9 protein-coding genes and 2 riboswitches are annotated in these 14,189 nt (G+C 54.1%); of the genes, 5 read left to right on the plus strand and 4 right to left on the minus strand.

Translation table 11 applies throughout. From position 1 onward, the window contains the following. Positions 1-198 precede the first annotated feature (198 nt). The 4 genes from D7024_RS06030 to bioF form a co-directional block, all read right to left on the minus strand. Complete coding sequence (locus tag D7024_RS06030; protein WP_121450982.1) at positions 199-972, minus strand: LytR/AlgR family response regulator transcription factor; 774 nt, start codon at positions 970-972, stop codon at positions 199-201. Beyond that, positions 947-2,674 carry a sensor histidine kinase gene (locus D7024_RS06035; protein WP_121450983.1) on the minus strand — a complete coding sequence of 576 codons (1,728 nt, stop codon included), beginning with the start codon at positions 2,672-2,674 and terminating at the stop codon, positions 947-949. The genes D7024_RS06030 and D7024_RS06035 overlap by 26 nt, the downstream gene beginning before the upstream one ends. 97 nt (positions 2,675-2,771) lie before the next feature. After that, entirely contained in the window at positions 2,772-3,557 is a 786-nt protein-coding gene (locus D7024_RS06040) for a 6-carboxyhexanoate--CoA ligase (protein ID WP_243113831.1), read from the minus strand. A gap of 90 nt (positions 3,558-3,647) precedes the next feature. Beyond that, positions 3,648-4,817: an 8-amino-7-oxononanoate synthase gene (bioF, locus tag D7024_RS06045; RefSeq protein ID WP_121450985.1), complete on the minus strand. Its 1,170-nt coding sequence runs from the start codon at positions 4,815-4,817 to the stop codon at positions 3,648-3,650. Positions 4,818-5,020: 203 nt separating this feature from the next. Beyond that, positions 5,021-5,213: riboswitch (cobalamin riboswitch) on the plus strand. 172 nt (positions 5,214-5,385) lie between these two features. Next, positions 5,386-5,665: riboswitch (cobalamin riboswitch) on the plus strand. A gap of 121 nt (positions 5,666-5,786) precedes the next feature. Here bioF and D7024_RS06050 point away from each other — a divergent pair. The 5 genes from D7024_RS06050 to D7024_RS06070 all read left to right on the plus strand — a co-directional run bounded on the left by D7024_RS06050 (position 5,787) and on the right by D7024_RS06070 (position 14,169). Continuing rightward, the gene (locus tag D7024_RS06050; RefSeq protein ID WP_121450986.1) at positions 5,787-6,614 is read left to right on the plus strand and encodes a DUF2162 domain-containing protein; all 828 of its coding nucleotides are present in this window, start codon (positions 5,787-5,789) and stop codon (positions 6,612-6,614) included. Continuing rightward, positions 6,614-7,303 carry a MotA/TolQ/ExbB proton channel family protein gene (locus tag D7024_RS06055; RefSeq protein WP_121450987.1) on the plus strand — a complete coding sequence of 230 codons (690 nt, stop codon included), beginning with the start codon at positions 6,614-6,616 and terminating at the stop codon, positions 7,301-7,303. The genes D7024_RS06050 and D7024_RS06055 overlap by 1 nt, the downstream gene beginning before the upstream one ends. Further along, positions 7,284-7,601 carry a DUF2149 domain-containing protein gene (locus D7024_RS06060; protein ID WP_243113710.1) on the plus strand — a complete coding sequence of 106 codons (318 nt, stop codon included), beginning with the start codon at positions 7,284-7,286 and terminating at the stop codon, positions 7,599-7,601. Before D7024_RS06055 ends, D7024_RS06060 begins: the two co-directional genes overlap by 20 nt. 19 nt (positions 7,602-7,620) lie before the next feature. Further along, positions 7,621-12,342, plus strand: coding sequence for a cobaltochelatase subunit CobN (locus D7024_RS06065; RefSeq protein WP_121450989.1), 4,722 nt, complete (start codon positions 7,621-7,623; stop codon positions 12,340-12,342). A gap of 210 nt (positions 12,343-12,552) precedes the next feature. Then, on the plus strand, positions 12,553-14,169 hold the full coding sequence (locus tag D7024_RS06070) for an S-layer homology domain-containing protein (protein ID WP_165859293.1): 1,617 nt from the start codon (positions 12,553-12,555) through the stop codon (positions 14,167-14,169). Positions 14,170-14,189: the final 20 nt, after the last annotated feature.

A 14,189-nucleotide genomic window follows, 5' to 3' on the forward strand; every position in this document is an offset into this window, starting at 1 on the left:
AAATTTTCTACTGCCTTTTGCATTTGCCCTGGAATGAGCATCTTTGCCGGTAAGTGCTGGGTTCGCCGGGTGCTGTTACCGGCGCTTCGCAAGTCGTTCGCTCTGGACAGCGCCTCATCCTTGTCATAACGGTTCTACTAAATATTTACTTGCAGGCTTTTTTTGTCCTCGGACAGTTCGGGTAATGGTGGTCCGGTACTATTCCAGGCCCAGCATGGATTTCAGTTCTTTGACCTGGTTCTTGCTTACGGGGATTTGGGTCCGTTTGTGGTCGGCCATCACCAGCCAGTAAGTTCCCTTGAACCAGGGCAGCACACCCTCGACCCGGTTGAGATTAACCAGAAAACTCTTATGTGTTCTGAGGAAGCCTTCACTTTCGTTATACAATCGTTCCTGGAGTTCGGCCATGGTACCGGTATAGTTGTAATGGTCGTTATAGGTGAAGATTTGTACACTGCCGTCCCTGGCCCGTCCGAAGATAATGTCTTGATAATCCAGAAGTTTGATTTCCCCGTTCTTTTCAACGGGTAGTTTTTTCACCCGGCCCTTTTTATTGTTCAACAGGTCGGCCACCCGTTCCACAGCCTCCGTCCAGTCGTCGGAGCGCTTGTGCAGTTCTTCAATTCGTTTGATGGTCTTGGCCAGCCGTTTGTCTTCAAAAGGCTTCAAAAGGTAATCCACTGCTCCCAGTTCAAAGGCCCTGACGGCATACTCGTTGTAGGCCGTGGCAAAGACCACCAGGGGTGGGTGCGGGGAGGAAATCATTTGCCGGGCGGCTTCACACCCGGACATTCCCCGCATCTGGATGTCCAGGAAAACCACATCAGGCTGCAGTTCGGCCACCAGTTTCAGGGCTTCCTGTGCGTCCTCGGCTTCACCTACCACCCGGCATTCCGGGTATGCCGACAACAGGTATTTAAGTTCGTCCCGGGCCAGGGGTTCATCGTCAACCACAACAGCTGTAAAGGGCATCTTCCTTCACCCCCTGGGAGCTGGTTTCTTTAGGAAAGCGCAAGAGCACTTTGGTACCCTGGCCGGGTATGCTGTGCACCTGCAGCGCATATTCCGGGCCGTACAGGCCCTTTAAACGTTCATTGACAATGAACAGGCCCAGCCCGTGGCCGCGCCCGTAGCCGGGCAGGAGGATTTTATCCAGTTCTTTCGGGAAAATACCCACACCATTATCTTCTATGGTAACTACCACTTCTTCAGGTTGATCTTTAGCTATGATTTTTATCCTCCCGCCCTGCCTCTTGGGTTGCAGGCCGTGCTTAATGGCATTTTCTACCACCGGTTGCAGGGTAAAGGCGGGAACGGGGCATGTTAAAGCTGCGGGGTCTACAAGCTGGACTACCTGTAGCTTGTTGCCGAAACGGGTTCCCTCGATGGCCAGGTAGGCCTCCACATGGGCCAGTTCTTCCGCCAGGGGAATGGGAGCATCATCCTTTCGCAAACTGTACCGGAAGAAGCTGGCCAGCTTGATCAACAGTTCCCGGGCCTTGTCCGGCCTGGTGCGTACCAGGGAGACAATGGTATTTAAGGCGTTAAACAGGAAGTGGGGGTGTACCTGGGCCTGGAGCGCTTTTAGTTCTGCCTGGGAACGCAACCGGGCCTGGTACTCCAGTTCAGCCAGTTCCAGCTGGGTGGAGAACAGGTGGGCCAGACCCCGGGCCAGCTCCAGGTCTACCGGGGTGATGCTGCTCTCCCGGTCGTGATAAAGCTTTAATGTGCCTATGGTTACGTCCCGCCGTTTAAGCGGAACTACCACCGCAGAGCCCAGACGGCATCGTTTTTCCTGGCACCCAATTTCCCCTTTGGTTTGGGCCAGCTGCACTTCCCCGGTTGCCAGGGTCTGCAATGTAGCGCTGGTCAAAATGGGATTCCCCGGGTGGTGATGATCGCTGCCTGTGCCCACATGGGCCAGGATTTCCCGCTCGTTGGTGATGGCCACGGCGGCCAGCTTGACGGAATTATAAATAATCCGGGCCGTCTGCTCGGCTGACTCCCGGTTCAACCCGTGCCGTAAAAAGGGCAGGGTTTGGGTGGCTATGCGCAGCGCCTGCTGCGCCTGGCAGGCGGCGATGCGTTCCCTCTGCTCAGCGGCGGTTTTGACAATGACCATGAAAATGGCCACCCCAATGGAATTGACTATAATCATGGGCAGGCCGATGATCTGCACCAGTGCCCAGGCCTCGCTGAAGGGCCGGGCAGTGAGCAGGATAATACCCATTTGCAACACTTCCCCGGTCAGCCCCGCCACCAGGGCAACGTGCCAGGGGACGGAACCGCGGCGGTAATAATGCTGGACCAGGCCGCCCAGTGTTCCTTCTGCTACCGCGGCCAGGGCGCAGGAAAAGGCGGTGAAACCACCCAGCAGGTAGCGGTGTACACCGGCGATCAGGCCCGCCCCGGCCCCCACCAGGGGGCCGCCCAGCAAACCGGCCACCATTACCCCCACCACCCGGGAGTTGGCCAGGGCGCCGTGGATGGGCACGGCGGCATAGGTGCCCAGTATGCCCAGCCCGCCCAGGACCACAATTAACAACAGCTTGTCCCGGATGGTAAGTTGCCTGGATAATATACGTCCCAAAGCCGGCGTCCGGGAAATAATGAAGGCCGCCGTGGCGATCAAACTCAATCTTTCTGCTAGGGTCAGGGCTAAGGACCAGGTCATGGCCTGTTCCCCCTTTCATACTCCAGCCAATAGTATAGCAAATTGATTATGAATAGTCAGTACGTCTCCGGCAACCAACATTTTACTTTTTTACCCTTCATCCGTTTGAGATTCTGATTTGATCAATTAACACCGGTTCTTCCTGCAACCGGCTTATATATTCTTCGAGATTTATCTCTTGCGAACGGATAAAGAATACCCGTCCTCCTTTAAAAGAGGCATGTTTCAGATGGGGTATGCGCACGTATCCAAAACGTTGGGAGGAGACATACCCGGTGGTATAATGGGGGTCGTCGGAACAGCATATTTCCGCCAGCGTCCCGGCGTAGATTACCTTGGTGGCCAGAGCCAGGGCTTCCCTGACCCTGAAGTGTTCCAGCCCCATTGATTCCAGCAGGCGCGATAATTCCGCTGCGGCCCGGGGCGTGTAATCCATCCGGGAAACGCGTACTCCCCGCCAGGGGTCGGGTTCCAGGCGTCTGCCGCTTGCTGCATCCATTATGACTGCTCCCCGCATGTTTTGACCACCGGGTGCAGGTCCCCGGGCCAGCAACTCCAGGGCCCTTTCAATAGCTGCTGGCTGTACCCCGCTGGCAGAAAGCAATTGCCGGGCACACCAAAGAGCATGTTCATGGTCCTTTGTTTTTGCCGTTTGCAATGGTAGGGCGGTAATATATTTTATGTACTGGAGCTCCAGGCGTTCCACGTTAATGTTTATAAAATCAGGCTCCCCCAGGGCATGGCTTTTTGCCCGGTGGAGCATCTGCTGTATTGTTTGGGCAACCTGTTCGAAAGGGACAATTTTTTCTGCCCCCGAAATGTGCCGCCCGCCCTTTTCGTGGGGTCCCCCCTGGGCGGCCCTCATGCGGACGCTATAAACCATGGTTTTCAAAGGAACTTCTCCTTTCTATCTGCTCTTTCGTTCTTGCCATTATCCTGGTCAATGGCCAGGCCGTGAAGGCCGTATACAGCATTAAATCAGACCTAGTTTTTTCCCGGCCTTTTGGAAGGCATTTAAAGCAAACTGGATATTGTCTTCAGTATGGGTGGCCATAAGGGTAATTCTTAAACGGCTGGTTCCCTCCGGTACCGAGGGCGGGCGAATGGCCGGGACAAATACACCCATTTCAGCCAGGATGGCAGATAACGCCAGGGCTTTGTGGGCATCTCCAACAATCAGGGGAATGATAGCAGACCGGGTGGGTAACACCTCGAAACCCATGTCCTTTAACCCTTGATACAAAAACTGGACGTTAGCATGAAGTTGCCGGCGTAGCTGTGGTTCTTCTCCCAGTACATCCAGAGCAGCCATGGCAGCAGCAATTACGGGCGGGGAAAGGGCTGTAGAATAGATAAAACTGCGGGCGCGATTACGTAAGAAGTCTATTAAACTGGTACTGCCGGCCACGTACCCTCCTTCACTACCCAGGGCCTTGCTCAGGGTACCCATTTGAATAATGCCCCGCTTTTCCAAACCAAAGTATTCCACCGTACCTGCTCCCTTGTCTCCCAGTATTCCGGTAGCATGTGCGTCATCTACCATTAGGAGGGCTTGAAACTCTTCGGCCAGTTCAAACAATTGGGGTAAGGGAGCTATGTCACCATCCATGCTGAAAACCCCATCGGTAACGATTAAGCGCCTGCGAAAGGAAGTGCTTTCCGAAAGAATGTGCCGTAAATCTTCCATATCGCCGTGACGGTATATTCTCACCGTAGCCCGGCTAATCCGGCAGCCGTCAACGATGCTGGCATGGTTAAGCTGATCACTGATAACCAGGTCGCCCCGGCCCACGAGGGCCGATATCACTCCCAGGTTGGCCATATACCCGGTGTTAAAGACAATTGCGTCTTCGGTTCCTTTGAACCGGGCAATTCTTTTTTCTAAAAGACGGTGCAAAGTAAAATTACCTGTGGTCAGGCGGGAGCCCCCGCTGCCGGTTCCCCATCTTTTTACGGCGGCTATTGCTGCAGCCTTTACCCGCGGGTGGGTAGCTAAACCAAGGTAGTTGTTAGAAGAAAATAATAGCATTTCCCGACCGTTAATAATGGTTTTGGGTTCAGAAGGGCCGTCTATAAGGTACAATGAACGATACAGATTATGTTCTTTCATTAAACGCAATTCTTCGCTTAAGAAATCAATCAATTTTATTCCCTCCCCGAAACTTAAAGCAATGCGCGGGTTAAATGTTATTCTCCACCGTTAACCGTTATTCCTGCATAGGTTAACGTTTTTAAGCCGCTCTGCCACGCCCCGACTGCACCCTATAACGAAAAATGGTTTTCTATTGTCAATTTACTATGGACAACTTATCAGAAATGTGTTACTGTTTCATGTAAAGGGATTTAACCGCATAGCCGTGTCCGGGTTCCCCTGCCAATCAGGCAGGGGTAAAAGGGAACCAGGTGAAAATCCTGGACGGTGGGGCCACTGTGAATGGGTAGCAGCTTTCCACAGGGCCACTGGACCGGAGAGTCCGGGAAGGCGGGAAGCAGGCGATGACCCATGAGTCAGGAGACCTGCCCGGGCACGCGGCACGGAAAGCCTCCCAGGGAACAGGGGTTTGTGCCGGTGGTAATCTTACCATTTTTTACGTGGGATTATAGCCATTGTAAACAAACCCCGGTCTCTGACAGGCCGGGGTTATTCGTTTTAATGTGTACCATTTTCGGTTAAATGGCAGCAAATGGTTTAATGTCCTGCTGCCTGATGACAATTTCATACCGGAACGGGTGCTTTTACCCCGAGGGGTGAAAGTGAAAAGGGAAGCCGGTGCAAATCCGGCGCGGTCCCGCCACTGTGAGGGGGAGGGACTCCACAGCAAAGTCACTGTCCAGCACTCAGTAAGATTGCTTTCTGCTTTGATAGAAATTTGGTTACTGCTACGATAAGGTTACGGCGAAGGAAACCATAACATGGCTGAGTGCTGGATGGGAAGACGTGGAGCTCCGGTGAACCCGAGCCAGGAGACCTGCCCGTTACCGGAACGACCGGACCAACCTGCGCGGACGGGGGGTGGTTTAATTTGTCGTGGCATGATTGTGGTGCCAGGGCTAATCCTCCATCTGGGTAGATGGGGGATTTTTTATTAAGGCAAGATGGGAAGGGGTCTGTATGTCAATTTATGGTGGACTTCTGCTGGCAACTCTTGTTCTCAGTATTAAAACAGGATTGATCCTGGGTGCCTCGTGGCTGAGCCGGTGGGGGCTGGTGCTGACATCTTTTTTGTTCGGGAGTATCCTTTACGGGCTGGTTGTATTCTTTGGTACACATCAACAAACCCTGATTTCCTTTCTGGATCGTTACACCTTTGCAGGAGCCTTGCTGGTAGCCATATTTCTGATTTACCTGGGGCTGCAGGAGGAAAAGGGAGCAGGGAGTTCCTCCCCGGGTTGCTTGCGTGAAGCAAGTTTTCGCTCCAGGGGAGATGGGGAATTTGCCGGTAAGGCGGTTGCCTCTAACAGCTCCTGTCATTTCCTTGCAGGACAGCCGGCGCCAGGGGCTGTTATTTCTCCTGCTCTGGAGCGGTTTAAGTATGCCCTGGGTTTTTTACCCTGTCCTTTATGCCTGGTTGCCCTGGCCTTTTCAGTCATTGTAGCCAGTTCCATGGTGGGTACAGGGCTTTCTCGCCTGGGACTGTTTGTTGCGGTGCTGTTTTTTATCCTGGTTATTGTGACCAGCCTTGCCATGAGAAGAGCGATCCGTTTGACCGGGTATAAGCCTGTAGCTATTTTTAATCCGTTGTTGTTGTTTACCGGATTGATGACGCTTATCTTTGCTCTTTTTATTCCCAACTTTGTCCAGGCCATGACCATGCCCTTAACTCCCGTGAACATTGATTCGCCCCGCTGGCTGGCGGCGGTGTTAGCGGGGTTGGTGATCTTAAGCCTGGCGGGTTATTTTCGCTATCAGATCAATTTTTTAAAGGAACGTGATGATTGATGACCATTCCTGGTTCCGAATATTTAACCAAAATTTTGCATGCCGCATCCCAGAGCCTGCTAATTCCCGATATTATGGGTCTGCTCTTCTTTCTCGTTTTTGCCTTCATGGAACTGGGTAGTTTTGTGGCTGAAATGAGGAGAAGAAAAGTTATTCAGCCAGTCAACCTGCTGGAAGTAATTCATGACGTGGGAGGGGTTTCCCTCTGGCAGATGCGTAACCTGCAGCAGGTGCTTGATAGCAGTGCTTTAAATCCGCGCCAAAAAAAACTGGTATCGGATCTTTTGGCAAAACCCGGACTGTCCCCTGAGGTCAGGAGGCTGGTGGCTCAGGACATACTGGACCGTGAAGAATTCCGGTTTAAACAAACACTGGACAAAACGGATTTACTGGCCAAACTCAGCCCGGTTTTCGGGTTGATGGGCACTCTTATCCCCCTTGGTCCCGGGCTGGCTGCTCTGGGGCAGGGTGATGTGCGGGGATTGTCCGAAGCAGTGATCATTGCTTTTGATACTACGGTGGTGGGTGTGGCTGCCGGAGCGGTGGGTGCTCTCATTTCCAGGGTGCGTCGTCGCTGGTACGAGCAGGATTTAAGGTATCTGGAGTTGCTGCTGGAACTGGTGGTGGGGGGTGAAAGCCGTGCTGTTCAGGAGACGGAGGCGGGAGCGGTTGTCCGCAGAAGAAGTTGATCTCCTGGGCGGGCTGGCCAATCTGATTGATGTGATGCTGGTTTTTTGCTGCGGTTTGATGGTCGCCCTGGTACTTTCCTGGAACCTGCAGAACATTATCTTTGCCAAAGTAAAGCCCGAGGAAAAACAGCGACTCATGCAAAGCATTCAGCGGGTGATTAACGTGGAACGGGGTAAGGAGCTTAAGGAGATACCCGGGATAGAACAGGGGGGCGGCTTTGGTTACCAGGAGATGGGTACGGTCTATCAGGACCCGAAGACCGGGAAGTTGATCATGATTGAGAAGAATAGCCAATAAGTGAGGTGGCAGTGGATCAATGCCCACAGGTAAAGCAAAATGGAAAAAACACCCGACCTTGCTATTCCTGAGCCTGATAGTCCTGATTATTGTTTTCTTAATAAGTGCTTCCGGGGCTGCAGCAAATGAAAATGCACGCACAAGGGTGGTCATGCTTTTGGGCAGTGAGGGGTTTCTGGTACCCCTGGTGGATGCTTACGGCCAGCTGCAGAACTATCCTGTTGAGCTGAAGTTATTTAGCTCCAACGACCTGAAGAGCGAAGAAAAAATCCAGCAGCTGAAGCAATCGTTGCAGGATGCAGATGTATTCTTGATGGAAATGATTGGAGCCTCAACCATTCAAACAGTTGGGCCTTTATTGCAGGACCTGCCTGAAAAGTGCGAGGTGCTTTCCACCCGTAGCGGTTCTTTTCCTGAATACCCCCGTATTGATGAAAGTCAAAATACTTTCCTGGCTCAATATTTTGTAAATGGCGGCGTGGAAAATATGCGGCGGCTGGTATTGTATCTGGCCTCCAGATACGGACAGGTAACAACCGGAGAACAGTTAGATCCGGTTAAAATGCCCGTCCGGTTCATCTACCATCCTGATGCTGAGGGACTTACCTTCAACGTGGATGGGCTGTACCAGACGGTATGCAATGCTGTATACGCGGCGGGTGATAGTGCGGCTCAGGGCCTGGCGGTAAATGAAGTTCACCGGGCAGTTTATGACAGCGTTTACGCTTCCGTGTACCAGCCGGATAACAGTACGAACTGGACACTGGCCCGGCTGGCGGTGAACCAGGCCGTGTACGACCGGTGCGGGGGGGCTTCTACCCTGGATACCAGTGGTCTGTACCGAACTGTGGCTGAAGCCGTATACCTGGCGGAGCAGGGAGAAACGGGATTACAGGCCCTTTATGATACCGTGCGCCAGTCTGTTTACCAGGCGGTATATCATAGCGACGGGCAAAGTGCCGGTTTGGCCGTAGATACAGTTTATAATGCCCTTTATGACCGGGTTGCGGCCGCTTATCTGGGGGATGCTCAGGCTACAGTCTACCGGGCGGTATATGATGCCCTTTGGGGGCCGGAGCTTTCCGGGTTTGACCTTACCCAGGTATATCAGAGCGTGCATGATGCCGTATACCTGCCTACCGGCGGTGGAGGCGGTACGGGACTGCCGCCGGGCACTTTCGGTACTTCAGGTGGTTATCTTGCCTGGTATAAAGCCAGCGGACATTTAAAAGAGGGAGCTCCGTGGGTCGGCATTATTAGCTACGATAGCTTCTTTAAAAATAGTGATATCGACATGTATCTGGCCGTCCAGAGGGAACTGGAAGCCAGGGGAGTCAATGCGCTTTTGGTTTTCAGTGACAGCAGCAGCCGCAAAACGGCCTTTCAGGACTTCTTTATGCCCGGCGGCAAAAGACAGGTGGACTTTCTCATTGCCGGGATTGGATTTAACTTCATTTACGGCCAGCCGGAAGCCGGTATCGAGTTGTTTAAACAGTTAAACGTACCGGTTATGGCACCGGTTTACAGCAGCGATTTAGAGGATTGGCAGAGCAACCCGGCAGGTATCAGCAGTGAGGTGGCCTGGCAAATTGCCTATCCTGAACTGGACGGACGCATTGAGCCGGTATTCATGGGTGGCAGTACGCTGGTAAGGGTGGATGAAAGTACGGGGGCTCGCATAGTCAAAAAAGTACCCCTTCCCGATCGTATTGACCGCCTGGTAGGCCGGGCATTGGCCTGGGTAAACCTGCGGCAGAAAAGCAATGCAGACAAAAAAATAGCCCTTGTTTACTATAACCACCATGCCGGTAAGGATGATATCGGCGCCGCTTATTTAAACAGTATCGCCAGCGCAGCGGTTATTTTGCAGGCATTGCGGGACAATGGTTACCGGGTGGAAGGCGACCTCAGCCCCCAGGCAATAGAAGAACTAATTCGCAGGCAGGGCAGAAATGTCGGCAGCTGGGCGCCGGGAGAACTGGCCGAACTGGTGCAGGCGGGAGCCTTAGTCCTGCCTGTGGAAAAATACCTGGAATGGTACGCTACCCTGCCCGGGGAGCTGCGGGCGCAGGTGGAAAAGGAATGGGGTCCACCTCCGGGTAACATCATGGTTTACGAAGGCAACCTGGTTATTCCCGGTGCCACACTGGGTAACATTTTCCTTGGCCCGCAGCCCGTACGGGGGTGGGGGGATGATCCCGACAAGATTGCCCATTCCCCAGCTTTGCCTCCCCCCCACCAGTATATAGCCTTTTACCTCTGGTTGCAGAAGGAGTTCTGTGCCGATGCGGTAATTCACCTGGGTACCCACGGCACGCTGGAATGGCTGCCCGGCCGGAGTGTGGGGCTGGGAGAAAATGACTGGCCGGATGTTTTGATTGGGAACATGCCGGATATCTACCCTTACATCGTGAACAATCCCGGTGAAGGAACTCAGGCCAAGCGCCGGGGTTATGCAGTAACCATCGACCACCTGATACCGCCCATGATCCAGCCCGGGCTCTACGGTGAGCTGGCCGAATTGCAGCAGCTGGTGGTGGAATATCAGAATGCCTTAAGCGGGGGCAATACAGCCAGGGCGGCCAGCCTGCAGGAACAAATTATGGAAAAGGTTAAGGCAAATAGTCTCGACCAGGATCTGGGCATTGATCTTCAGGCGACTGAATTTTCCCGGGTGGCTTTCCTTCTCCATGAGTATCTGGAGGAGCTGGCAACGGAGCTCATGCCCTACGGCCTGCATACCTTCGGTCTGCCGCCCCAGGGAGAAATGCTGGATTTGATGGTTGATTCCATTGTGGCCTACGATAAGGAAGCCAGAGAAGGCAGCCGGGAGGAAATCAGAGAGCGCCTGCTTTTGACCATCAACGAGATAACCAATTTACTCCGGGCTCTTTCAGGTGAATTCATCGAACCCGGTCTGGGCCGGGACCCGGTGCGTGTACCCGATGCCCTGCCCACAGGCAGGAACCTGGTTTCCTTTGACCCGCGCATGGTGCCCGATGCGGCAGCCTGGAAAACGGGTAAAGAGGCTGCTGATCAACTGGTGGCAAGATTCTACGCGGAAAACGGACGGTATCCGGAAACGGTGGGGGTGGTACTGTGGGCCATCGAAACCATGCGCACCCAGGGAGAAACTGTGGCCCTGATCCTGCGGTTAATCGGCACTGAACCGGTATGGGATAAAAGCGGCCGGGTGAGCACGGTGAAAGTCATCCCCCTGGAGGAACTGGGAAGGCCACGGATTAACGTGCTGGTGACCATCTCCGGCCTGTTCCGGGATACCTTTTCTCATGTGGTGGGTGTGCTGGATGAGGCCTTCAGGAAGGTTGCTCTTTTGAACGAGGACCCGGAAAGCAACCTGGTGCGCAAGGTTTACCTGGACTTGAGGGACAAGCTGCAGGAACAAGGTCTATCAGAACAAGAGGCGGATGCTCTGGCGCTGGCCAGGATCTTTGGCGACGCTCCGGGAACCTACGGTACGGGTGTCTCAGAACTGGCCCAGGCCACCAGCGCCTGGGAGGACAAAGGGGATCTGGTGGATACTTACATGAACCGCATGTCCTACATTTACGGCAAGACTGCTTATGGCGTGCCGGCGCGGGATGTTTTCCGGGAAATCCTGAAAAGCGTGGATGTGGTTACCCAGGTGCGGGATTCCCTGTGGGGCGTACTGGACAACGATGACGTGGCCCAGTATCTGGGCGGGCTGAAACTGGCGGCGGAAGCGGCCTCGGGCGAGAAAGTGCAGTCGTATATCGTCAACACGCGTACAGGCAGTGCCCGGGTGCAGACTTTAAGTGAGTTTGTGGGTACGGAATTGCGGAGCAGGTTGTTGAACCCCAAATGGATCGAGGGGATGCTTAAGGAAGGTTACGCCGGCGCCCGGGAGATTGGCGACCACGTTGCCAACATGTTCCTCGTGGATGCCACTCTGGAGGGTATTGGTGATTGGGCCTGGCGGCAGGTTGCCGAAACTTTCATCTTTGATGATAAGATAAGAAGCCAGCTGGACCCCTTTGTAGTGCAGTCCATCATCGGCTGGAGCTTAGAGGCGGCGCGGCGGCAGATGTGGCAGGCCGATCAGGAGACGTTGACCAGACTGGCCGACATTTACATGCAAACGGCCGCCCAGTATGGCGTGGTCTGCTGTCACCATACCTGTGCCAACATAAAGTTCAACGAATGGGTGGCCAGTTATTCCACCCTGGACAGCAGTATGCTGAACAGGTTCAAAGAGGTCTTCAGCAAAGCTACAAAAAGGGATCTGAACCTTAAAACCGAGGTCTCGGCACCCAGTTCCAGGCACCAGAGCCCCAGCCGGGCGGCGGAACAGGTTCGGGCACAGGAACCTCCTGTGCAGCAGCCTGTTACTCAACCGGTACCCGTACAGCAGTCTGTAGAGCAAAAACCAGAAACCACACAGGTCCTACCGGCTGCATCAACAGGTGCGGGTGAAGGAGAAAAGGCGACGGAGGGATCGCCATCCAGACAGGAGCAGCAAGTGTCTCAGAATACTGGTGCGGCCGGAGCCGGTCCCCAGCAGGTGACCAGCCGGGAAATGCCGCAGCAAAAGGCAGATGAGCAGGCCCAAAGGCCAGGGGGCAGGGCCTATGAGCTGGAAGTAGAGAAAAAAGCGCAGGCTACAGCAACTGCCCGTAAGGCCGTTTCCTTCGTAGCCATCCTGGGCGCTTTAGGGCTGCTGGCCCTCTTTATCAAGGGTTATTTTGCCGGAAGGACGTAACATAAGGCCAGTCCCGCGCCTGGTTACCGTGTTGATGGCGCGATCCGGGCGCGGGCCAGCTAACAAATTTATGGAATACAAACAGAATTTGCTTTGAAAACCCATTCTCCTTTCCGGGAGTTGATATATCCGGCAGAAATTGTGCCGGATCCTTTTTTAAAATAAGCTGTTTTAATCATAACAAAATTGCAAATGATGGAGGCGGTTTCTATGAAGACCCGTCACTTTTGCAGACGTTTGAGTGTCCTGGCCGTAGCGGTTTGTTTTTTCGCTGGCCTGCTGATGCCGCTTGGGGTACCGGGCCGGGTGGAAGCGGCAGTTTCACCCCTGGCTGATAAGGCAGTGCAGTTTCTGCATCGTGACTATTTAAAAAACGGGTTGATTAACTCGGAGGTGGGTGTGGGCTCGTATGCCTTTTATGTGCTAAGCCAGGCCGGTGTTGATGCCGGTGCCTGGGTACGCCAGGGAGTAAGTTTCCGGGAGGCAGTGCTAAAGGCGGTCAGAGATGATCTGGATAAAGCAGGTGAAGTGCGGGCAAAGCAGCTTGCCCAGGACCTGGTGGCCATGCAGGCGCTGGGAGAAAAGGATCTGGCCGGCCGGTTGCTGCAGGTCTTGAAGAACAGGCAGACAGACAAAGGATTTGAAGACATTGGGCCGTTAAGCATCTACAGCAACATGCCTTCCTTTGATCTTTTAAGCAGAGCCGGGTTAATGGATCAGATAAACACCGGCCTGGCCAGGAATTACATCCTGGAAAAACAGTATGTCAAGGCACAAAATGCCCAGTACGGAAGCTGGGGGTCACTGGATGGTAATGCATATTACGCCGATTTCATGGCCACGGCCCAGGCGGTGAGGGTGCTGCACTACCTGGATCCGGAAAAGAAAGATCCTCAGGTGCAGGAGGCCATTAAAAACGGCCTGGCCTGGATACAAAAGCAGCAGAAGGCAGACGGCAGCTTTGTGGCCGGTATGGACGACCCGGTGATCGATACTGCGGAAGTAATTGTGACCCTGAAAACCCTGGGTATGGACCCGGCGGCCTGGAAAAGCGGCACAGGAAAGAGCGCTGTTGATTATCTGATGAGTAAGGCACTAAACGCCGATGGGAGCTTCGGTACGTCGGGGAATGCCATGGACGCCACCTGGGTGCTGTGGGCCTGTCTGGCGCTGGAAGGGAAGGCGAAGAACCAGGCAACACAGCCACAACCCGGCCCGCAGGAGGAATCCGGCCGGCAAACGCAACCCGGTATGGTGGCCAGTTTTACGGATTTGAAAGGCCACTGGGCGGAAGGGGCCATCAACAGGCTGGTTCAAATGCAGGTTGCGTCGGGTTATCCAGACGGCACCTTTAAACCCGAAGAGCAGGTAACCCGCTATGAAATAGCCTCCATGATGGTGCGCCTGCTAAAGCCGGCGGCGGTTTCCTGGCAAGACCTGCTTATGCTCGACCGGGAGTTTAAAGATAGCCGGTATATTCCGCAATGGGCCCATGAGGCCGTGGCCGTGGCCTTGAGGGAGGGACTCATCTCCGGTTACCCGCAACCGGACGGTACCCTTATTTTTAAAGGGGAGGAACCGGTAAGCCGGGCCGAACTGGCCGCCGTTATGGCCCGGATTATTGAAAAGAAATGCGGGGAGGTGGCGCCGAAAGAGCTGGATTTTGCCGATGCGGATCAAATTCCGGCCTGGGCGAAAGAGGCCGTGGGGGTGGCTTACGCTAAAGGGGTTGCCGGCGGCTATCCCGACCGGACCTTCCGGGCTGAAAAAAAGGTCACCAGGGCCGAGGCGGCCGCCATGCTTTTGCGCCTGACTGATGTGCTGTAAGAGGGTATCGAAAAGGCCCT

The sequence above is a fragment of the Desulfofundulus salinus genome (assembly GCF_003627965.1).
Classification (GTDB): Bacteria; Bacillota; Desulfotomaculia; order Desulfotomaculales; family Desulfovirgulaceae; genus Desulfofundulus; species Desulfofundulus salinus.

What these genes read in the sequence shown, in the direction of transcription:
- D7024_RS06070 (WP_165859293.1), top strand. Translation starts at nt 12,553, where the DNA reads ATGAAGACCCGTCACTTTTGCAGACGTTTGAGTGTCCTGGCCGTAGCG.
- D7024_RS06030 (WP_121450982.1), bottom strand. Translation starts at nt 972, where the DNA reads ATGCCCTTTACAGCTGTTGTGGTTGACGATGAACCCCTGGCCCGGGAC.
- D7024_RS06055 (WP_121450987.1), top strand. Translation starts at nt 6,614, where the DNA reads ATGACCATTCCTGGTTCCGAATATTTAACCAAAATTTTGCATGCCGCA.
- D7024_RS06035 (WP_121450983.1), bottom strand. Translation starts at nt 2,674, where the DNA reads ATGACCTGGTCCTTAGCCCTGACCCTAGCAGAAAGATTGAGTTTGATC.
- D7024_RS06040 (WP_243113831.1), bottom strand. Translation starts at nt 3,557, where the DNA reads ATGGTTTATAGCGTCCGCATGAGGGCCGCCCAGGGGGGACCCCACGAA.
- D7024_RS06065 (WP_121450989.1), top strand. Translation starts at nt 7,621, where the DNA reads ATGCCCACAGGTAAAGCAAAATGGAAAAAACACCCGACCTTGCTATTC.
- D7024_RS06050 (WP_121450986.1), top strand. Translation starts at nt 5,787, where the DNA reads ATGTCAATTTATGGTGGACTTCTGCTGGCAACTCTTGTTCTCAGTATT.